This is a genomic window from Pseudomonas sp. PS1(2021), assembly GCF_020405165.1.
In the GTDB taxonomy this organism is placed as follows: Bacteria; Pseudomonadota; Gammaproteobacteria; order Pseudomonadales; family Pseudomonadaceae; genus Pseudomonas; species Pseudomonas aeruginosa.
Genome location: NZ_CP084484.1, coordinates 4,703,381 through 4,723,123 on the forward strand (window position 1 = coordinate 4,703,381; position 19,743 = coordinate 4,723,123).

Below are 19,743 nucleotides of genomic sequence, written 5' to 3' on the forward strand. Positions count from 1 at the left end.
AGATCAAAAATTGTCCACTTGAAAGGGCGACCGTTCGTCGGAGTGACTCAAAAATGACACTACAGAGGTTAAATATGTAATACCGTCAAAAAACCGACAATACTTTCTGGATAATCACTGTCAAGAAAACCGGAAGACCTCCCTGGCACGCGGGTTTGCTAGGCTAGGCAGCCCCCGTCCGCTGCCGCCAAGGAACCGTCCATGAGCCATGCCCTGCGCGCCGTTTTCCTCGACCATGCCTCCCTCGACCTCGGCGATCTGGACATGCGCCCCCTGCACGCCGCCTTCGACGAGCTGCAACTGCATGCCGCCAGCCAACCGCAGGAAGTCGCCGCGCGGCTGCACGGTGCGCGGGTCGCGATCAGCAACAAGGCGCCGATCGACGCGCAATGCATCGCCGCCTGCCCAGAGCTGGAACTGATCCTGGTCAGCGCTACCGGCACCAACAACATCGATCTCGCTGCCGCTCGCGAGCGCGGTATCGTCGTCGCCAACTGCCATGGCTACGGCACGCCCTCGGTAGCCCAGCACACCCTCGCGCTGCTGCTGGCCCTGGCTACGCGCCTGCCGGACTACCAGCACGCGGTACGCGGCGGCCGCTGGCAGCAATCCAGCCAGTTCTGCCTGCTGGACTTCCCCATCGTCGAACTGGAAGGCAAGACCCTCGGCCTGCTCGGCCATGGCGAACTGGGCGGGGCGGTGGCGAGGCTGGCGGAGGCGTTCGGCATGCGTGTGCTGCTCGGTCAGTTGCCAGGACGGCCCGCCCGGGCGGACCGCCTGCCGCTTGGCGAACTCCTGCCACGGGTCGACGCCCTGACCCTGCACTGCCCGCTGACCGAGGACACCCGCGGGATGCTCGGCGCCGCCGAACTGGCGCTGATGAAGCCTGGCGCCTTCCTGGTCAATACCGCCCGTGGCGGCCTGGTCGACGAACAGGCGCTGGCCGACGCCCTGCGCGGCGGCCACCTGGGCGGCGCCGCCACCGACGTGCTCAGCGTCGAGCCGCCGAGAAACGGCAATCCGCTGCTGGCCCCCGACATCCCGCGCCTGATCGTCACCCCCCATAACGCCTGGGGCAGTCGCGAGGCGCGGCAGCGCATCGTCGGCCAACTGGCGGAAAACGCAGAGGCATGGAAGGCCGGGCGCGCCCTGCGGGTAGTCAACGCCGGCTGATACGGCGCTGCGGGCACCGCGCACGGATGAACGGCGATCCTCGCCGACAATCCATGCGGGTATGCCAGGCCCAAGCCTGTTAAGATTTCCCATTTTTTCCGGAGCCCGCATGGACCCTCGCAGTGAAGTGCTGCTGCGCCAGCGCCACCTCTTCGCGACCCCGCTGCTGCTGGCCGGCCTGCCCGCCGACGACCTGCTCGCCGAGCTACCGCAGGCCCAGGGCTGGAGCTGGCACGCCGGCGAGCAGGCGCAGTTGGACGCCCGCTTCCCCGACCGTAGCCGTTTCGACACGCGCGCGCCGACCGGCGCCTGGACTTCGGCCGTTCTGTTCCTGCCCAAGTCCCGCGAACTGACCGACTACCTGCTGGCCAGCCTGGCCGCCCGCCTGCCCGGCGGCGAACTCTTCCTGGTCGGCGAAAAGCGCGGCGGGATCGAGCGCGCGAGCAAGCAGTTGGCCGCCTACGGCAAGCCCCGCAAACTGGATAGCGCGCGGCATTGCCAGCTCTGGCAGGTGCGTATCGAACAGGCGCCGGCCGAGCCCGACCTGCACGCCCTGGCCCAGCGCTACAGCCTGCCGCTGGCCGATGGCGAGCTGCAGGTGGTGAGCCTGCCGGGGGTGTTCAGCCATGGCCGCCTGGATCGCGGCAGCGCGCTGCTGCTGGGGCAACTGCAAGCCCTGCCCGGCGGCCATCTGCTGGACTTCGGCTGCGGTGCCGGGGTACTCGGGGCGGTCCTCAAGCGTCGCTACCCCGCCAGTCGCCTGAGCCTGCTCGACGTCGACGCCTTCGCTGTCGAGAGCAGCCGACTGACCCTCGCCGCCAACGGCCTGGACGGCGAAGTGATCGCCGCCGACGGCATCGACGGCGCGCCGCGCGAACTCGCCGCGATCGTCAGCAACCCGCCCTTCCACCAGGGCGTGCACACCGACTACCAGGCCTCCGAGCGCCTGCTGCAACGCGCCGCCGAGCACCTGGCGCCGGGCGGCGAACTGCGCCTGGTCGCCAACAGCTTCCTGAAGTACCCGCCGTTGATCGAACGCCACCTCGGCCCCTGCCGGACACTCGCCGAAGGCGACGGTTTCCGCATCTACTCCGCCCGTCGCTCCTGATTTCTGCCTGGAACCCTGTGAATGAAGCTTTTCCTCTCCCTGCCCGCACGCCCGCAGCCAGACCCTTCCGTGGCCACCCGCCGGGAGGCCGCCGATGACTGACCTGAACGCCAGCCAGGGCCAGCAATTGCGGCGGGTGCTCAAGCCGCGCCACCTGAACATGATCGCCATCGGCGGCTCCATCGGCACCGGGCTGTTCGTCGCCTCCGGGGCCACAGTGGCCACCGCCGGGCCCGGCGGTGCGCTGCTTTCCTACGCACTGATCGGGCTGATGGTGTACTTCCTCATGACCAGTCTCGGCGAGATGGCCGCCTACATGCCCGTTTCCGGCTCGTTCTGCACCTATGGCAGCCGGTTCGTCGAAGATGGCTTCGGTTTCGCCCTCGGCTGGAACTACTGGTACAACTGGGCGGTGACCATCGCCGCGGAACTGGTGGCGGCGCAACTGGTGATGAGTTTCTGGTTCCCCGAGGTGCCGGGCATCTACTGGAGCGCGATCTTTCTGGGCATCATGTTCGGCCTCAACGTGATTTCCGCGCGCGGCTTCGGCGAGAGCGAATTCTGGTTCGCCCTGATCAAGGTAGTCACGGTGGTGATCTTCATCGGCGTCGGCCTGGCGACCATCTTCGGCATCATGCATGGCGTGGAGTCGCCCGGCTTCAGCAACTTCACCATGGGCGACGCGCCCTTCGTCGGCGGCTTCCAGGCGATGGTCGGGGTGGCGATGATCGCCGGCTTCTCGTTCCAGGGCACCGAACTGATCGGCATCGCCGCCGGTGAATCGGAAAATCCGCGGAAGAACATCCCGATCGCCATTCGCCAGGTGTTCTGGCGCATCCTGATGTTCTACATCCTGGCGATCTTCGTGATCGGCATGCTGATTCCCTACACCGACCCGAACCTGCTGAAGAACGATGCCAGCGACATCAGCGTGTCGCCCTTCACCCTGCTCTTCGAGCGCGCCGGCTTCGCCGCGGCGGCCGGGGTGATGAACGCAGTGATCCTCTCGGCGATCCTCTCCGCCGGCAACTCCGGCATGTACGCCTCGACCCGGATGCTCTACAACCTCGCCCTCGAGGGCAAGGCACCGCGCCTGTTCTCCCGCGTCTCGCGCAGCGGCGTGCCACGCAACGCGCTGTACGCCACTACCCTGGTCGGCGCCCTGTGCTTCCTCACTTCGGCCTTCGGCGACAGCACCGTCTACACATGGCTGCTGAACACCTCGGGCATGTGCGGCTTCATCGCCTGGCTGGGCATCGCCATCTCCCACTATCGCTTCCGCAAGGGTTACCTGGCCCAGGGCGGCCGCCTGGAAGACCTGCCCTACCGGGCCAAGCTGTTCCCCTTCGGGCCGCTGTTCGCCTTCGCCCTGTGCATGGTCATCACCCTCGGGCAGAACTACCAGGCGCTGGTGGGCGAACGCATCGACTGGATCGGCCTCCTCGCCACCTATATCAGCCTGCCGCTGTTCCTGGCGATCTGGCTGGGATACCGCTGGAAGAAGCGCGCACGCTTCGTTCGCTACCACGAAATGGACGTCAGCCCGACCAATACCTGACTCACCCTGCCGCCCAGCGATTCCTCGCGGATCGCTGCGGATGCCGGCACGTTTCCTTGCGATCAGGCTCCCTCGCCGCCCTCCCGGACGAAAGTTTCCGTCCCGGGCTTGCCCAAGCCGCCCGGCTTGGGCAGAATGCGCCCCGTCCTAGGGGAGTAGTCTCCCGCGAGCGCCGCACCGGCCTCGCCCGGCACGCGTCAACACACTTGGTCCGCAGACCATGGCGCGCGCGACCCAAGCCTGCCCAGACAGGCCAAGGGTTTGACAAGACCTATGACACGCACGATCTGACCCGGGGCGGGCAGATGGCGCGTGTCATGGTGATTGGTCGACCCGCCCCTTAGGAAGCCTGATGGAATCGCTGTTCGTCCCTACCCTCATCGTTGCCCTCGCGGAAATCGGCGACAAGACCCAGTTGCTGGCACTCCTGCTCGCGGCGCGTTTCCGCAAGCCGTGGCCGATCATCGCCGGCATCGTCGCCGCCACCCTGGCCAACCATTTCGCTGCCGGCGCGGTGGGCGCCTGGGTCGCCAGCTTCTTCTCGGAAGCCACCCTCAGTTGGATCCTCGCCGCCTCCTTCATCGCCGTCGCCCTGTGGACGCTGGTACCGGACAAGCTCGACGACGAAGAGTCCGGACTGAAGAAATACGGCCCCTTCCTCACCACCCTGATCGCGTTCTTCCTCGCCGAGATGGGCGACAAGACCCAGGTCGCCACGGTCATGCTGGCCGCCCAGTATCCGCATTTCTGGCTGGTGGTGATCGGCACCACCCTGGGCATGCTGATCGCCAACGTACCGGTGGTACTGATCGGCAACCTGGCCGCCGACAAGCTGCCGCTGACCCTGATCCGCCGCCTGGCCGCGGCCGCCTTCGCCGCACTTGGCCTGTACGCCGCCTGGCACGCCGCGCAATTGACCGGCTGGCTCTGAAGGACTGCGCCGCCGGGCCCGGGATGGCTGGGCGGCCAATGCAAAATGCATAGGAACGGCTACAGTTCAGGCAGGCACCGGATGCCTGCCCCACCACTCGCCCTCGAGAGCCGGAGATGCCCTCACACGACCTGAAACGACTCGCCCGCCATCACATCGAGCTGTCCTGGAACAAGGGCCGCATGGCGTTGGTGGAGCAGTTGCACAGCAAGGATTTCCTCTACAAAAGCTCGTTCATCGGCCGTCCCCTGGATACCGCCGGCTATATCCGCCTGCTGCAGGACATCCGCACGGCGATGCCGGACCTGGAGGTCGTGGTCGAAGACTGCATCGGCGAGGAACGCAAGGTGTTCACCTGGAGCACGCTGATCGGCACCATCGTCCGGCCGACCCTGGGCTATCCGGCCAGCGACAAGGTGCTGAGCATTTCCGCGATGGGCTTCTGGGTGTTCAACCCGCAGGGCCAGTTGCAGGAGCTGTGCACCATGTTCGACATGGAGAGCTTTCGCGCCCAGCTGGGACTGCAGACCCGACCCTTCGCGGAAAAAGCGCTGCCCTAGCCAACCGTCCTAGGCATTGAAATAGCCGTTGTCGCGGAACCAGTCGATGGCGCGCAGCAGGGTGTCGTCGAGGGCGGTGGTGGAGAAGAAGCCGAGTTCCTCGCGGGCCTTGCGTCCATCGAGGAACTGCCCGCCAGCCATCACCTCGATGGCGGTTTCGTCGAGCAGCGGCAACTGGCCGCTGACCCGGTAGCGCAAGCGGCCCAGGGTGGCCAGCGCGCGAGCCATGGCCATCGACATCGGCTGCGGCGCAGGCTGGCCGAGCAGCTCGGCGATGCGCCGGGTCAGGTCGGCCATTTCCAGGTTGTGCCCGGTCAGCAGGTAGCGCTCGCCGATACGCCCGCGCTCAAGGGCCATCAGCAGTCCGCGCCCGGCTTCGGCGGCATCGATGACGTTACGCTGGCCGGCGACGTAGTGGGTCATCTCGCCATTGCCGATGGCGGTGATCACGCGCCCGGTAGTCGGGCCGATGTCCAGTTCGCCGAGTACCATGCCGGGAATCCCGATCACCACCGGCAGGCCGTTGCGCGCCTGCTCCCGGGCCTGCTCGTCGAGCGCCCATTTGCACAGCACGTAGGAACTCTTGCCGCTCGGCAGGCTGTCGTAGAACAACCCCTCGTGGCCCGGTAGTCCCTGGGGATGGCGGGGCATGGCATATGCCGAACCGACATAGAGGATGCGCGGCACCCTGGCCTGCAGGCAGGCGGCATAGAACGGGTTGGTCTGGCCCAGCGCGCTGGCCACTTCCTCCTGCCAGCGGCGCGGCCGCGAAGGATAGTAGCCGGCGCTGAAGATCACCCCGTCGAGGCCGCGCAGGGCGCGTTCCAGGCCGGCGTGGTCGAGCATCTCGGCGACCCGGCACTCGGGCTCCAGATAGGCGAGACGCTGGATCTGCGAAGAAGGACGGTGGATCAGCACCAGATCGTGACCGGCGGCCCTGATGGCGCGCGCGGCGTGATGTCCCAGCAGGCCGGTGGCTCCGAGTACGGCGTATTTCACATGAGCTCCAGGGCGTGAGAGTGGCTGTTCGTCCACGGGTCCCGCAAGCGGGTCGGCCAGCAGTCTAGGCCGAACACCGGCGAGATACCAAACAGCAGGTTACGGAAATACACAACAGGCGTTTCCGATGGTAAGCCTGTCGGCGCGCCGGCCGCCCCCCGCGACCGCGCGCCCTGGCCTCACTTGCCGCGCCTGGCCTGCTGGTACAGCGGCATCACCTTGGGAATCGCGGCCTGGAGATTGGCCATCCGCGAACTGTCGGAGGGGTGGGTGCTGGTGAACTCGGGCTGGCTGGCGCCGCCGCTGGCCCTGCCCATCTTCTGCCAGAGGGTGATCGCCGCTTCCGGGTTGTAGCCGGCGCGGGCGGCCAGCTCGAGACCGATCAGGTCGGCTTCGTTCTCGTTGGCACGACTGTTGGGCAGGGTCATCAGGTAGTCGACGCCGGTATTGGCCAGTTGCAGGCTTTCCTGGCCGAGGCCGGCCAGGGCGCCGATCTGGCTGGCCACCTGCACGCCGTAGGCCTTGGACATGGCCTCGCGCCCATGCTCGCGCAGGGCGTGGGCGATCTCGTGGCCCATCACCGCGGCTATCTCGTCGTCGGTGAGCTTCAGCTTGTCGATCAGCCCGGTGTAGAAAATGATCTTGCCGCCGGGACCGCAGTTGGCGTTGAGCTCGTCGCTCTTCACCACATTGACTTCCCAGTTCCAGCCGGTGGCGTCCGGGCGGAAGGCGGCGGTCTGCGGGATCAGCCGCTGGGCGATCGCCTTGACTCGCCGCGCGTCGGCGCTGCTGGTATCGAGCACGCCGGCGCTTTTCGCCTCGCCGAGAGTCTTCTGGTACGACTGGGCGTACATCTGGTCGACTTCCTGGCTGGACAACATGCTGAACATGTATTGCTTGCGGTCGACGCCGACGGCGCCGCCACTGGTGGTGTTCACTGCCTGGCAACCGGCGAGCAGCAGCGCGCCGGCGAGGGTGGCGAATCGGAAGGGATGAGCCATGGTCCTTTGTTCTCCTCTGAAGGCCGAGCGCATGGTAGGCCGCGCCTCGAACGCCGGCAACAGCCGTTGGCGAGGAAATCTCCGACGGCCGATTAAGGATTTGCCGTCCTCCTGCCGATAAGCTCCTCAGAGACAATTCCAACAAGGGTCAGAAGTCCCATCATGAAGCTCAAGTCGATCCAGTTTTCTGTCGCCGCCCTCGCCGGCGCCAGCGTTCTAAGCGTCGTCGTGGTGCTGGTGCTGTACGCCCTGTTCGCCGGCGCGCGAACGCAGGAGCTGGTGCAGCAACGCACCCAGGGCCTGTTGGAGAAGGTCATCAACGAGCGCCTGGTGGCCCTGGCCCGCGCCCAGGTCAGCCAGATCCAGCGCGAGCTGGAGTATCCGCTGACGGTGGTCCACGGCCTGGCCAACAGCACCCGCCTGCTCGGCGAGCCGGGCGCCGACGGCATGCCGCAGCTGAACGCCAGCCGCGACGAAATCTCCGCGCTGCTGCGCAGCACCGTGCAGAACAACCCCAAGCTGCTCGACACCTTCATGGCCTGGGAACCCAATGCCTTCGATACCGATGCCGCCTTCGCCGGGCAACCCGGCAAGGGCTACGGCCCGGACGGCCGCTACCTGCCCTGGTGGTATCGCGGCGCCGACGGCAAGCCGATCGTGGAGGCCATGGCCGACAGCATCGATAGCGAAAAGCTGCTGCCCACCGGGGTGCGCGAGAACGAGTTCTATGCCTGTCCGAAAGAGAACAAGCGTCCCTGCATCATCGACCCGGCCCCTTACGAAATGGGCGGCAAGACCGTGATGATGTCGTCCTTCAACGTGCCGATCATGGTCGGTGACCAGTTCCGCGGCGCAGTCGGTGCCGACCTCTCGCTGGCCTTCATCCAGGACCTGCTCAAGCGCGCCGACCAGCAGCTCTACGATGGCGCCGGGGAAATGGCGCTGATCGCCAGCAACGGCCGCCTGGTGGCCTACACCCGCGACGACAGCAAGCTCGGCGAGCCCGCCGGCAGCGTCCTCGACGGCAACGAAGTGGACAACCTGAAGAACCTCACGGTCGACCAGCCGCTCTACGACATCGACGCCGAGCACGGCCACATCGAGCTGTTCCTGCCTTTCACCATCGCCGACAGCGGCGTGCGCTGGACCCTCATGCTGCAGATTCCCCAGGCGGCGGTATTCGGCGAACTGCAGCAACTCCAGGGCGAGCTGAGCGACCAGCGCCAGCAGGATATCCTCGGCATGAGCCTGGCCGGCCTGGTGGTAGCGGCCCTCGGCCTGCTGGTGGTCTGGCTGGTCGGCTACGGCATCGCCCGGCCGCTGCGCCAATTGGTCGGCATGCTCGACGACATCGCCCAGGGCGAAGGCGACCTCACCCGCCGCCTGAGCAGCGAGCGCGCCGACGAGCTGGGCTCCATCGCCAAGGGCTTCAATACCTTCCTTGGCAAACTGCAGAACATGATCGGCCAGGTGGTGCAATCGGTGCAGAAGGTCAGCGACTCCTCGGAGCACACCGCCGACATCGCCATCCGCACCAACCAGGGCGTGCAGCAGCAACTGGCGGAGATCGAACTGGTGGCCACCGCGGTCCACGAGATGACCGCCACCGCCCAGGACGTGGCGCGTAACGCCACCCACGCCGCCGAGGCAGCCAACCACGCGGACCAGGCCGCGCACCAGGGCAAGCAGATCGTCGAAAGCAGCTCGGCGGCGATCCAGGCCCTGGCCAGCGAGATTGGCCGCGCGGTCGGAGTGGTGCAGAACCTGGCCAAGGACAGCGAAAACATCAACGCGATCCTGGTGGCGATCCGCGGTATCGCCGAGCAGACCAACCTGCTCGCCCTCAACGCCGCCATCGAGGCCGCCCGCGCCGGCGAGCAGGGTCGCGGTTTCGCGGTGGTGGCCGACGAGGTACGCAACCTGGCGCAGAAGACCCAGCAGGCCACCGAAGAAATCCAGAGCATGATCCAGCAGTTGCAGCAGGGCACCCGCGACGTGGTGAAGGTCATGCAGGACAGCCAGGAGCGCACCGACGACAGCGTGCGCCATGCGCGCCAGGCGGCCGAGGCGCTGGAGTCGATCACCCAGGCGGTATCGGTGATCAACGACATGAACACCCAGATCGCCAGCGCCGCCGAGGAGCAGAGCGCGGTGGCCGAGGACATCAACCGCAACGTCGCCAACATCGGCCAGGTCGCCAACCAGGTGGCCGGCGGCGCCGACGAGGCCTCGCAGGCCAGCGCCGAGCTGACCCGCCTGGCCGAGCAGCAGCGGCGCCTGGTGAATCAGTTCAGGGTCTAGCGTCAGGCCGGGGTCAGGCACTCCGGCCCGTCGGTTTCAGGCTTGTTGACGAAGCCGGCCAGGGCCACGCTGCGCAGGTTCGGCTGGGGCTTGGCGAGCAGGCTTATCAGCGCCGGCAGCGGCGTGTCCGGAGCCAGCCAGGTATCCTGCTCGGCCTCGTCGAGCAGCAGCGGCCGGCGGAACTCGGCGGCCGCCTGGGATACCTGGGCCACGCTGAGCCAGGTTTGTCCATGCACCGGATAGGCCTCCCAGATGCCGGCGAAGAACAACAGGCGCTCGCCGGTGGAGACCCAGTACGGACGCTTGCGCACCCCGCGCCATTCATAGAAGCCGTTGGCCGGCAGCAGGCAGCGGCGCTGCTGGAACGCCTCGCGGAACATCGGTTGCTCGGCGAGGGTTTCCGCCCGTGCGTGGCTGGGCGTACGCGACAGGTCGGTGAGCCAGGCCGGGGTCAGCCCCCAGCGCGCCATGTCGGCGCGGCGCGCACCGGCGTCCTCGCGAACCATCAGCACCTGGTTCGCCGGAGAAATGTTCCAGTGCGCCCGCCAATCCGCCGGAAAGCCCGGCAGGGCCGCCAGCGACGGATTCCAGCGGAACAGGGCGTAACGACCACTCATGCTTGGCACTGCCTGGTGAGGGAAAGCCGCACAGTGTAACCCGAAGCGCCACACTGGCCTTGCCGAACGCAAGCTGAATGAAACCCAATCTTAACTTGACGCGCCTATCCTCCAGGCTTAAGGTGCCGCCCGCATTCTGTAACCCACACAGGAGTCCTGCATTGGACAACAGCCCTAGTCGATTGCGACAGGTCCATCCGGCGAGCTAGTCCAGCAGAACCCTCTGCCACTGCCTCGCCGAACATGGCGGACAGTGGCGATCCGCATCCCGTCCGGGATGACGCATCCCCATTTTCCCTTCGTGTCCCTTCCCTCGCGCCAACCGCGCAGCGGGAAGCCGCGGTCCTGCGCAATCCATCGTCCTTTATCCGCGCGGACCGACGGCCCGCGCCAGCTCCGGCCGTCGGCCGGCAACGAGGTGAAACATGGATTGGAAAGTATTTCTCCTGCGCGTCGCGGTCGCGCTGGTCCTGGGCGCCCTGATCGGCGCCGAACGCCAGCTGCGCCAACGCCTCACCGGCCTGCGCACCAATGCGCTGGTCAGCACTGGCGCCTGCCTGTTCGTGCTGATGACCCAGGGCGTGCCCGGCCTGGCCGGCGACGCTTCACGGATCGCCGCCTATGTGGTCTCCGGGATCGGCTTCCTCGGCGGCGGCGTGATCATGCGCGACGGCCTCAACGTGCGCGGCCTGAACACCGCAGCCACCCTCTGGTGCACCGCCGCCATCGGCGTCCTGTGCAGCATGGGCCTGCTGCTGGAGGCCACGCTCGGCAGCCTGGTGGTGCTCTGCGCCAACATCCTGTTGCGCGACATCGCCCAACGCCTGAACCGCCAGGACGTGTTGCCGGCCAGCGAGGCCGAGCAACGCTACGAAGTGCAGATCGTCTGCCGCGCCGAGGACGAGATCCAGGTTCGCAGCCTGATGCTGCACAGCCTCGGCAGCAGCGACCTGCGCCTGCAATCGCTGCACAGCGAGGATCTGGACAACCCGGCCAAGCTGGAAGTCCGCGCCGAACTGCTCGGCACCCCCGAAGCTCCGGCGCAGCTGGAACACCTGGTCAGCCGGGTCAGCCTGGAGAAGGGCGTCAGCTCGGTGCGCTGGCAGGTCTTCGAACTGGCGGCCGACTGAGCGGCGGACGCCTCAACACAACAGGCTGCCGGGGCCGCAGGGCTCCAGCGGCTCCTCGGCCAGCGGGGCGGCGGCGTTGTAGGCGAGGATCAGTTCCCGCGCCCGCTCCGTCTGCTCGTCCGCCACCAACAACGCCAGCAGTCCGCCAGGCGGCAGTTCGCCGATGGCGCCGACCAGGTGGCGGCCGCTGACATGGGCGGCGATCCCTTCGCTGGCGAGCATTCCCACCAGCATCTCGGCTTCCAGCAGGTCGGCCGGCTCATATACGCGCTGCATCAGTCATCCTCCCGGCGGACGTTCAGTGACCAGTCCTGCCCATCGGTGCGCAGGTCGAACAGGATCGGCCGGCAGCACACCGGGCAGTCCTCGTAGTACTGCTGGTCGCCGGCGCTCAGGTCGAGCAGCGCCTCGGCCGGTTCCCCGCAGTAAGGGCAGCTATAGGCCTGGCTTTCGAGCATCGCTGCACCCCCTATGAGTTCCGTTTATAATCGCGCGGTTCAATTTTCGGCCACCCCCTTGGGCGGCCTTCGCAGCATCCATATGGAACCAGAAAGCATGATGGGCGAGTTCGAAGCCATCCGACCCTACAGTGACGCCGAAGTCCCCGCGGTATTGCAACGCCTCCTGAGCGACGACGCCTTCCTCGGCGCCCTGGTCCGCTACCGCTTCCCGCGCCTGGCCGGTCCCCTCGGTTGGCTGCTCAAACCTCTTATAGCCCATCGCCTGGCCCGCGAGGTCACCGGCATCCGCAGCGTCGCCACGCTGCAGGACAAGTTCGAGCCCTACGTCGACCACACCATCGAGAAGGCCACCGATGGCGTCACCTACTCCGGGGTCAATCGCCTCAAGCCAGGCTGCGCCTACCTGTTCATCGCCAACCACCGCGATATCGTGATGGACCCGGCCTTCGTCAACTACGCCGTGTACCACGCCGGCCTGCCGACCCCGCGCATCGCCATCGGCGACAACCTGCTGCAGAAATCCTTCGTCAGCGACCTGATGCGCCTGAACAAGAGCTTCATCGTGCACCGTTCGCTGAGCGGCCGGCGCGAGAAGCTCGCCGCCTACCAGACGCTCTCCGCCTACATCAACCACTCGATCCGCGAGGACCGCCAGTCGGTGTGGATCGCCCAGGCCGAAGGGCGGGCCAAGGACGGCGACGACCGTACCGACTCGGCGATCCTCAAGATGTTCCACATGAGCCGCAAGGACGAACCCTTCGCCGAAATGGTGCGCGCCCTGCATTTCATCCCGGTGTCGATCAGCTACGAATACGACCCCTGCGATCTGGCCAAGGCCCGCGAGTTGCACACCCGCGCCAGCACCGGCGAGTACCGCAAGGCGCCGGGCGAGGACGATGCCAGCATCGCCCTGGGCATCACCGGCTACAAGGGCCGCGTGCACATCAACTTCGGCGCCGAGCTGGAGGGCGAGTTCAGCGACGCCAAGCAGCTGGCCGCCGAACTGGACCGGCAGATCCTCGGCAACTACCGTCTGTTCCCGGTGCACTACCTGGCCTACGAGATGAGCGAGAACCGCGACCCGGGCCTCGCCGTCCCCACGGCCGAGAGCCTGTTCGGCAGCGAGGAGCTGGAGAAGGCGCGCAAGGAATGGAACCGCCGCCTGGAGCAATGCCCGGCCGAGCAGCGCCCCTGGCTGGTGCTGCAATACGCCAACCCGGTGCTCAACCAATACCGGATCAAGCAGCAATCCTGAAGACGAAAGCCCGGCGCCGCCGGGCTTCTCCATCGGACAACGGCTTCGAACCCGCAGGCGATGGACGGATAACCGCGATACGCTTATCCGCGTGCGGTTCGGCTCGCCGAGCAGGGCTCTCAGAGCCGCGTGCTGGCCCAGCTGACCAGCAGCGCCAGGCCCAGGCAGGCGGTGCCGAATCGGTAGAAGAACAGGTTGATCCGCAGGGTCGCCTCGTCCATCGGCAATGCCGCCTCCCCCGCCTCCCCCGCCTCCCCCGCCGCGGCCCAGCGCGCCAGGGCGCGACGCTCGCGTGCGCGGGTGGCCAGCAGCAGCCAGGCGCCGGCGACACCGAAGAACAGCGCAAGGCCGTTCACGGCCTGGGCGGGATGGGCGAGGAACAGCGCCCACAAGGCTTGCAAGGACATCGATAACCTCCGCAACAGGACCACACGCCGGGGCTACCGAATAACGCCTTGGGTGAGCTGATGACAGGACGGACCGTCGGGGACGGCAGGGAAGGACTGGTCGAATTCTATCCAGAATGCATGAGCGACGGCCAGCGGCACCCGGGTTGTCGCGACGAAGCGCAGCGGTTAGCAGCAATCCGTCTAAAAAAGGCGCGGCCTCGCCAGGGTGACCGACTAGTCTGAAAGTGCTTTGCCGGTCACAGAACCCCACCCAGGCAAACGACAACACAGGAGAGTCGTCATGCTGGAAACCGCACCCCACGAACATAACTATCTGATCGACCACCTGGACGAGATCGAGGCCGTGATCGTCGATCTTTCCTTCAATGTCCAGGACGACCGCTGGCTGGTGTACTGCACCGCCTGCGGCCATGAACACCTCGACCTGCCTGAGACCGACGAACGCATCAGCATCGGCGAGCCGGACCCGTTCCACCAGGCCGCCTGAGTTTCCCGAGCGCATGAAAAAGCCCGGCATCCGCCGGGCTTTCTCGTTACCGCCGGCTCATTGCTGGCCGAGGGTCTGAGCGATGGTCGGGTCCTTGAATACGCGGGTCAGGGCGTCGCTGAGCACCTCGCTGACCAGCTTGCTGTTGGTCGCCTGGTTCGGCGCCATGCCGAAGCGCTGGTTCAGCGAGGCGCCGTAGCGACCGGTGTAGCGCCGGCTGCTGTTCTGCACGTCGGCGCGGAAGGTCGCGGTGATGTCGGCCTGGGTGACGTAGACGCCGTCCTTCGGCGACTGGTACTTCAGCTCGGCCAGGGTCAGGGTCAGTTGCGGCGCGTTGTAGGCGTTGGCCGAAGGCGTGTAGCCGAGCAGGCGCACGGCCGTCTCGGCCTGGGCCTGGAGCTTGGGCACCACGTCCTCGCTACGGACGGTCAGGGTGCTGGTATCGGCGTAGAGGCCGCCGCGAGTGCCCAGGGACGGGCCGGGACGGCCATCGACCACCTTGACCACCACCGGCTGGCCATGGCCGACGGCGGTCAACGGTCCTTTAAGGACCGGTTGCGGGTCCAGTTGTTGCGGACTCAGGGCGCAGCCGCCGAGAACCAGGGCGCTTGCGGTCATCAGGCTGAGCAACAGGCGATGCAGCATGCTCATCTCTCCATGGGTTGGGCACGAATGGCCGGCAGTATAACGGCGCCGCGAAGGCACCGCAGCATTGCCTTGGACGTTCGCCACGGGGCGCGGTTCCTCGCCTGTGGCAGGTGGCGCAGGGCACGCATGCCCGGCGTTTGGCAGATACGGCGCGGCGGATTGTCCCAGGGGGCTTTCGCCGGCGGGCACTTCGTGACCGGGAATGGGAAAAAAGTCTAAGGAGCGGGGTATTTTTTGATTTTCACCGTTATAATCGCCCCCCGATTATAAGGACGCCTCCTGATCGGGTTCCGGCCCCCGCGCCATCCCCCCACAGAGAGCCGCCAGTAGAGCGCTGCCCCATGAGGCAGACGCCCTGAAACGCCTGTAGCGAGTTTTTCGGCAAGGAATGCCGCATGACCCCGCAGATTCTGCGAAGGCATGCCCGCGACAGACGAGCCCTTCCGGCCCATGTCTCCAAAAGAGCGTGGATCGAAGGTATTTCACTACTTCACGAGAGTGTGGCGAGCAATGAAGAGTTTTGCGTCGGTAAGTGCGCCATTAGCGCTTGAAACAGCCCCCCGCAGACGCGACCGCAGCGGATACCTCATGACCAGAGCCTGACGGCCCGTTCCGTCGCGAATGTGCTTGCACGACCGGATGCCCGCATGGGCCAGCCAGGCTGCCAGATCGCCAGCCCCGCGCCCGGCATCCATAGGCGATGACGCCCGGCGTCCCGCCGTTGTTGCGAAGAATCGGACATGACGGCTCCCTCCGCCGCTGCCTGCCGGCCCGTACCGGCCTCGGCCCCGCCCCGTCTGTCGTCAATTTGGTGCTGAAGATTTTGGAGAAGCGTTAATGGCGCAAAACGATCACGAAACAGTCGACATGCTGCTGGTAGGCGCCGGCATCATGAGCGCGACCCTGGCGGTCCTGCTCAAGGAACTCGACCCCAACCTGAAGATGGAAGTCGTCGAACTCCAGGAGTCCGGCGCGATCGAAAGCTCCAACCCGTGGAACAACGCGGGCACCGGCCACGCCGGCCTGTGCGAGCTGAACTACACCCCGCAGTCGGCCGACGGCAGCATCGACATCAAGAAAGCCGTGGGCATCAACACCATGTTCGAGGTGTCGAAGCAGTTCTGGTCGCACCTGGTCGCCAAGGGCACCTTCGGCTCGCCGAAGACCTTCATCAACCCGGTACCGCACCTGAGCTTCGTGCGCGGTAGTGAAGGCATCGCCTACCTGAAGAAGCGCTTCGAATCGCTGACCAGGCACCACGCTTTCGAGACCATGGTCTACTCCGAGGACAAGGCCACCCTCGCCGAGTGGATGCCGCTGATGATGCCGGGTCGTCCGGCCGACGAAGCGATCGCCGCGACCCGCGTCGAGGGCGGTACCGACGTCAACTTCGGCGCCCTGACCAACCAGCTCCTGCAACACCTGGCGCAACAGCCGGGCGCGCAGATCCGCTACAACCAGAAGGTCACCCACCTGCGCCGCGCCGATAACGGCTGGCGGGTCACCGTCAAGGACACCCGCAACGGCGGCGACCGCGAGATCCAGGCACGCTTCGTCTTCCTCGGCGCCGGCGGCGGCGCCCTGCCGCTCCTGCAACTTTCCGGCATCCCGGAAGGCAAGGGCTTCGGTGGTTTCCCGGTGAGCGGCCAGTGGCTGCGCTGCGACAACCCGGAAATCGTCAAGCAGCACCAGGCCAAGGTCTACAGCCAGGCCGAGGTCGGCTCGCCGCCGATGTCCGTGCCGCACCTGGACACCCGCGTGGTGGACGGCAAGAAATCCCTGCTGTTCGGCCCCTATGCCGGTTTCTCCACCAAGTTCCTGCGCCATGGCTCGTTCCTCGACCTGCCGCTGTCGGTACGCCCGGGCAACATCCTGCCGATGCTCTCGGTGGCCCGCGACAACATGGACCTGACCCGCTACCTGATCGGCCAGGTCATGCAGTCGCCGGAACAGCGCCTGGAAGCCCTGCGCAAGTTCTACCCCGAAGCCAGGGCCGAGGACTGGCGCCTGGAAGTCGCCGGCCAGCGCGTGCAGATCATCAAGAAAGATCCGAAGAAAGGCGGCATCCTGCAGTTCGGCACCGAGCTGGTGGCCGCCCACGACGGCTCCATCGCCGCCCTGCTGGGCGCCTCGCCGGGCGCCTCGGTGACCGTCTCGATCATGCTCGGCCTGATCGAGCGCTGCTTCCCGGAGCAGGCCCGCTCGCCGGAGTGGAGCGCCAAGCTGAAGGAAATCTTCCCGGCTCGCGAGAAAGAGCTGGAAAGCGACGCCGAGCTGTACCGCAGCGTCAGCAGCCGTTGCAGCGAGGTGCTGGAACTGACCGCGAAGAACAACGTGCAGGCCCCGGTCAACGCCGAGTGAGCCGCGCGACGGAACAAGCCGCCTTCGGGCGGCTTTTTCATTTGTGGAGTCAGGCGCCGGCCTCGCAATTGATCATCCAGGACACCCCGAAACGGTCCACCAGGGTACCGAAACAGGGCGACCAGAAGGTCTTGCCCAACTCCAGCTCGACCCGCCCGCCGTCCTCCAGCAAGGCGTCATAGCAGCGCCGCGCCTGCTGCGGGTCGCGGGTATTCAGTGAAAGGGAAATCCCGGAGATCGGCTGCAACGCCGGCCCGTGCCCGTCCGAGGCCATGATCTGGCTATCGCCGATCTGCAGGTTGGCGTGCATCACCTTGTCGCACCAGCCTTCCGGCACCACCACCGGACCGGGCGCCTCGTCGAAACGGAACAGGAAACTCACCCTGGCACCGATGGCGTGTTCATAGAAACGCAGGGCCTCTTCGCAACGGCCGTTGAAGCAGACGTAGGGCTGGACGTACATGGGAACCTCGGCAGGCTGTTTTTCCTGTGAGTGTAGAAAAGCAGCAGCCTCTCGCAGAGCGAATAAAGCAGTCCTGGCCATTGCCCCCCCTGTCTCCCTGGCGCTCCGCAATGCGAGAAGGCCCATATGCCTATCGTCCCTTGCCACCGCCAGCCGTCATTCGGGTGCTGGCGTTCGCCGACGGGTGGGATTCTTCGGCGGGCCGCGCAACGAAAAAGCCCGCCGAAGGGCGGGCTTTTCACCGCATGGCCGGCTCAGGCGCCCTTGGCCGCCTGCAGCGCTTCGATGTAGGGCGCGGCCTGGCGCTGGTCGGCGACCAGGGCGACGAAGTCGTTGCCCTTGGCGTCGCGCGCATCGAGATCGTAGCCGGCCTCGCGGAAGAAGGTGAGGAAGCGCTCGAAGTCGTCGATGCGCAGGCCGCGATAGGCCTTGATCAGCTTGTGCAGCGAGGGGGGCGTGTCGTCGGCCGGCTCGACGCCGAGGAACAGCTTGATCGACTCGTCACTGATCTCTTCGCCAATGATCTGTTTCTTGTCTTTGCGCATCGCTTTCTCTCAACGGCTCTGGGGCCGGGCTCGCCCGGCGCGGGATAAGGCCAGGCAGTTTACTCCCGGCGCGCGGCGAGGCTCAACGCGCGCGTACCGCGCCGGTGTGCAGGTCGGCCCAGACATGGCCGTTGGGATAGGCGAGGAACTGGCAATAGACCGTCTGGTTGCGCAGCAGGTCGAGCAACGCCGGGTACTGCGCCAGCGGGTAGTTGAGCGTGAGGGTGCGGGTCCCGGCATCGTAGACCGGTTTCTTCAGGCTCTTGCCTTCGCTGTCGAACTGGATCAGCACCTGGGCCAGGGTCGCGCCCTTGCTCAGCGGTTTGCCCTTCAGGCGCAGCAGGGTCGGCGTGGTGATCGGGATCGGCTGCTGGTTGGACTGCCGCTGGTTGCCCAGCACCACGCTGTACTCGGTGATCTGGATCAGTTGCTGCTGCTCCGGCGCCTCCTGGCGCAACTGGCCGTCGTCGGGCGGCAGGAAGCGCGCGTGCATCGGGGGATTCTCGGCGGCCAGGCCGGCCAGACTGACGAACAGGAGCAGGGAGCCGCACAGGCTACGGGCGAACATCGGGACCTCCGGACAGGGCGAGCCGGCACTCTAGCATGGCTGCCGACCCGCCGCCGAAGCGAAGCGCTCAGGCGAACTGGGCGCGCATCCAGTCCCGGTAGGCCGGCGCATCGGCGCTGCCTTCGGCAGGCGCCCAACTGGCGAACTCGCCTTCGCCGAGCGGGCGGTAAGGCCCGGCCTTGCATTCGAACAGGATGCTGTCCGGCTCCAGCACCACCAGGGCATGGAACACCCCGGGCGGCAGGTCGACACCGGGGCAGTCCCCAGCGGCGCTCAACTCGCGCTTGTCGAGGAGTTCCCCGTCCTCGGCGAAGACCAGCAGGCCGAGACGGCCCTTGAGCACGATCAGCGCCTCGGCCTTGCCCGCATCCAGGTGCCGGTGCGGCGGGATGTAGGTATTCGGCTGGAGGCCCACCGCCATGCGATGGCAGGGCTCCTCCATGCGGTGGAAGTTGTGATGCTGGCGACCACGCGGCGCGTTACCCGCCCCGCTCGCCAGTTCGGCGAACAATTGCTGGTCGAGGTAGCGCGGTCCGGCCATCTCAGAGCCCCTTGACCGCGAAGATGCCCGCGGCGTTGCGCCAGTAGCCCTTGTAGTCCATGCCGTAGCCGAACACGTAGCGGTCGGCACAGTAGAGGCCGGTGAAGCTGGCCTTGAGGTCAGGCCGGGCCTTGCGCTCGTGTTCCTTGTCCACCAGTACGGCGGTGTGCACCGCGCGTGCGCCGGCATGCTTGCAGAAGTCGATGATCGCCGAGAGGGTGTGCCCTTCGTCGAGGATGTCGTCGATGATCAGCACATCACGGTCGATGAAGGAGATTTCCGGCTTGGCCTTCCAGAACAGTTCGCCGCCGGAGGTCTCGTTGCGGTAACGGGTCGCATGCAGGTAAGACAGTTCGAGGGGGAAGTCGAGCAGCGGGAGCAGCTTGCCGGAGAAGATCAGGCCGCCGTTCATCACGCAGAAGACCACCGGGTTGGTCTCGCCGAGATCGCGGTTGATCGCCTCGGCGACGCGACCGATGGCTGCCTCGACCTCGTCGTTGTTGAACAGGCAGTCGGCTTCCGCCCTGACTTGGCGGATGTGCGCGAGATCGACGGACATGGTGCTTCTCCCTGGCTGGGCTGAGAAAAAGTCGGCAAAGGTACTCATCCGGTCGCCATCGGGCAAC

22 protein-coding genes and 1 riboswitch are annotated in these 19,743 nt (G+C 66.4%); of the genes, 10 read left to right on the forward strand and 12 right to left on the reverse strand.

From position 1 onward, the window contains the following. Positions 1 to 201: 201 nt before the first annotated feature. The 5 genes from LE197_RS22550 to LE197_RS22570 all read left to right on the forward strand — a co-directional run bounded on the left by LE197_RS22550 (position 202) and on the right by LE197_RS22570 (position 5,330). Positions 202 to 1,173, forward strand: coding sequence for a 2-hydroxyacid dehydrogenase (locus tag LE197_RS22550; protein WP_023108780.1), 972 nt, complete (start codon positions 202 to 204; stop codon positions 1,171 to 1,173). A 109-nt stretch (positions 1,174 to 1,282) separates the two neighbouring features. Continuing rightward, positions 1,283 to 2,281, forward strand: coding sequence for a class I SAM-dependent methyltransferase (locus LE197_RS22555; protein ID WP_003117439.1), 999 nt, complete (start codon positions 1,283 to 1,285; stop codon positions 2,279 to 2,281). A gap of 94 nt (positions 2,282 to 2,375) precedes the next feature. Continuing rightward, on the forward strand, positions 2,376 to 3,839 hold the full coding sequence (locus tag LE197_RS22560) for an amino acid permease (RefSeq protein ID WP_003094922.1): 1,464 nt from the start codon (positions 2,376 to 2,378) through the stop codon (positions 3,837 to 3,839). Between the two features lie 138 nt (positions 3,840 to 3,977). Further along, positions 3,978 to 4,101, forward strand: a riboswitch (yybP-ykoY riboswitch). Between the two features lie 90 nt (positions 4,102 to 4,191). Beyond that, complete coding sequence (locus LE197_RS22565; RefSeq protein ID WP_003094926.1) at positions 4,192 to 4,770, forward strand: TMEM165/GDT1 family protein; 579 nt, start codon at positions 4,192 to 4,194, stop codon at positions 4,768 to 4,770. Between the two features lie 116 nt (positions 4,771 to 4,886). Next, the gene (locus tag LE197_RS22570) at positions 4,887 to 5,330 is read left to right on the forward strand and encodes a nuclear transport factor 2 family protein (RefSeq protein ID WP_003099368.1); all 444 of its coding nucleotides are present in this window, start codon (positions 4,887 to 4,889) and stop codon (positions 5,328 to 5,330) included. A gap of 9 nt (positions 5,331 to 5,339) precedes the next feature. Here the strand turns inward: LE197_RS22570 and LE197_RS22575 are convergent, their stop codons facing one another. Both LE197_RS22575 and LE197_RS22580 read right to left on the reverse strand, forming a co-directional pair. Then, positions 5,340 to 6,365, reverse strand: coding sequence for an NAD-dependent epimerase/dehydratase family protein (locus LE197_RS22575; RefSeq protein ID WP_003121034.1), 1,026 nt, complete (start codon positions 6,363 to 6,365; stop codon positions 5,340 to 5,342). 143 nt (positions 6,366 to 6,508) lie between these two features. Beyond that, positions 6,509 to 7,330: a M48 family metallopeptidase gene (locus LE197_RS22580; RefSeq protein ID WP_003099360.1), complete on the reverse strand. Its 822-nt coding sequence runs from the start codon at positions 7,328 to 7,330 to the stop codon at positions 6,509 to 6,511. 162 nt (positions 7,331 to 7,492) lie between these two features. On the opposite strand from LE197_RS22580, the gene LE197_RS22585 reads away from it, so the two are divergent. Then, positions 7,493 to 9,631 carry a methyl-accepting chemotaxis protein gene (locus LE197_RS22585; protein WP_003099358.1) on the forward strand — a complete coding sequence of 713 codons (2,139 nt, stop codon included), beginning with the start codon at positions 7,493 to 7,495 and terminating at the stop codon, positions 9,629 to 9,631. A 2-nt stretch (positions 9,632 to 9,633) separates the two neighbouring features. Here the strand turns inward: LE197_RS22585 and LE197_RS22590 are convergent, their stop codons facing one another. After that, the gene (locus tag LE197_RS22590; protein ID WP_023108781.1) at positions 9,634 to 10,248 is read right to left on the reverse strand and encodes an SOS response-associated peptidase; all 615 of its coding nucleotides are present in this window, start codon (positions 10,246 to 10,248) and stop codon (positions 9,634 to 9,636) included. Positions 10,249 to 10,673: 425 nt separating this feature from the next. Here LE197_RS22590 and LE197_RS22595 point away from each other — a divergent pair, with 425 nt between their 5' ends. Continuing rightward, entirely contained in the window at positions 10,674 to 11,378 is a 705-nt protein-coding gene (locus tag LE197_RS22595; protein ID WP_023108782.1) for an MgtC/SapB family protein, read from the forward strand. Between the two features lie 12 nt (positions 11,379 to 11,390). Here the strand turns inward: LE197_RS22595 and LE197_RS22600 are convergent, their stop codons facing one another. Both LE197_RS22600 and LE197_RS22605 read right to left on the reverse strand, forming a co-directional pair. Beyond that, entirely contained in the window at positions 11,391 to 11,654 is a 264-nt protein-coding gene (locus LE197_RS22600) for a putative signal transducing protein (RefSeq protein WP_023108783.1), read from the reverse strand. Continuing rightward, positions 11,654 to 11,836 (reverse strand): CPXCG motif-containing cysteine-rich protein, encoded by a 183-nt coding sequence (locus tag LE197_RS22605; protein ID WP_003094945.1) that lies wholly within the window; start codon positions 11,834 to 11,836, stop codon positions 11,654 to 11,656. The genes LE197_RS22600 and LE197_RS22605 overlap by 1 nt, the downstream gene beginning before the upstream one ends. A gap of 97 nt (positions 11,837 to 11,933) precedes the next feature. Here LE197_RS22605 and LE197_RS22610 point away from each other — a divergent pair, with 97 nt between their 5' ends. Beyond that, the gene (locus tag LE197_RS22610) at positions 11,934 to 13,094 is read left to right on the forward strand and encodes a 1-acyl-sn-glycerol-3-phosphate acyltransferase (protein WP_003099351.1); all 1,161 of its coding nucleotides are present in this window, start codon (positions 11,934 to 11,936) and stop codon (positions 13,092 to 13,094) included. A gap of 119 nt (positions 13,095 to 13,213) precedes the next feature. Here LE197_RS22610 and LE197_RS22615 read toward each other — a convergent pair whose 3' ends face one another. Next, positions 13,214 to 13,501, reverse strand: a complete 288-nt coding sequence (locus LE197_RS22615) for a hypothetical protein (protein WP_023108784.1) — start codon at positions 13,499 to 13,501, stop codon at positions 13,214 to 13,216. A 283-nt stretch (positions 13,502 to 13,784) separates the two neighbouring features. On the opposite strand from LE197_RS22615, the gene LE197_RS37175 reads away from it, so the two are divergent. Further along, a complete protein-coding gene (locus tag LE197_RS37175) occupies positions 13,785 to 13,991 on the forward strand; it encodes a hypothetical protein (RefSeq protein WP_003094951.1) in 207 nt (68 codons plus the stop codon). Positions 13,992 to 14,048: 57 nt separating this feature from the next. On the opposite strand, the gene LE197_RS22625 is transcribed toward LE197_RS37175, so the two are convergent. Next, on the reverse strand, positions 14,049 to 14,636 hold the full coding sequence (locus LE197_RS22625) for a YajG family lipoprotein (RefSeq protein WP_003094953.1): 588 nt from the start codon (positions 14,634 to 14,636) through the stop codon (positions 14,049 to 14,051). Positions 14,637 to 15,476: 840 nt separating this feature from the next. On the opposite strand from LE197_RS22625, the gene mqo reads away from it, so the two are divergent. Continuing rightward, a complete protein-coding gene (gene mqo / locus LE197_RS22630) occupies positions 15,477 to 17,000 on the forward strand; it encodes a malate dehydrogenase (quinone) (RefSeq protein WP_023108785.1) in 1,524 nt (507 codons plus the stop codon). A gap of 49 nt (positions 17,001 to 17,049) precedes the next feature. Here mqo and LE197_RS22635 read toward each other — a convergent pair whose 3' ends face one another. From LE197_RS22635 to LE197_RS22655, 5 genes are all read right to left on the reverse strand, one after another. Continuing rightward, a complete protein-coding gene (locus LE197_RS22635; protein WP_003094957.1) occupies positions 17,050 to 17,463 on the reverse strand; it encodes a VOC family protein in 414 nt (137 codons plus the stop codon). 254 nt (positions 17,464 to 17,717) lie between these two features. Continuing rightward, complete coding sequence (locus LE197_RS22640) at positions 17,718 to 18,008, reverse strand: PA4642 family protein (RefSeq protein ID WP_003094960.1); 291 nt, start codon at positions 18,006 to 18,008, stop codon at positions 17,718 to 17,720. Between the two features lie 82 nt (positions 18,009 to 18,090). Continuing rightward, positions 18,091 to 18,576 (reverse strand): hypothetical protein, encoded by a 486-nt coding sequence (locus LE197_RS22645; RefSeq protein ID WP_003094962.1) that lies wholly within the window; start codon positions 18,574 to 18,576, stop codon positions 18,091 to 18,093. A gap of 67 nt (positions 18,577 to 18,643) precedes the next feature. Then, positions 18,644 to 19,117 carry a WbuC family cupin fold metalloprotein gene (locus LE197_RS22650; protein ID WP_003094965.1) on the reverse strand — a complete coding sequence of 158 codons (474 nt, stop codon included), beginning with the start codon at positions 19,115 to 19,117 and terminating at the stop codon, positions 18,644 to 18,646. Between the two features lies 1 nt (position 19,118). Next, positions 19,119 to 19,676, reverse strand: a complete 558-nt coding sequence (locus LE197_RS22655) for a hypoxanthine-guanine phosphoribosyltransferase (RefSeq protein WP_003099341.1) — start codon at positions 19,674 to 19,676, stop codon at positions 19,119 to 19,121. Between the last annotated feature and the right edge of the window lie 67 nt (positions 19,677 to 19,743).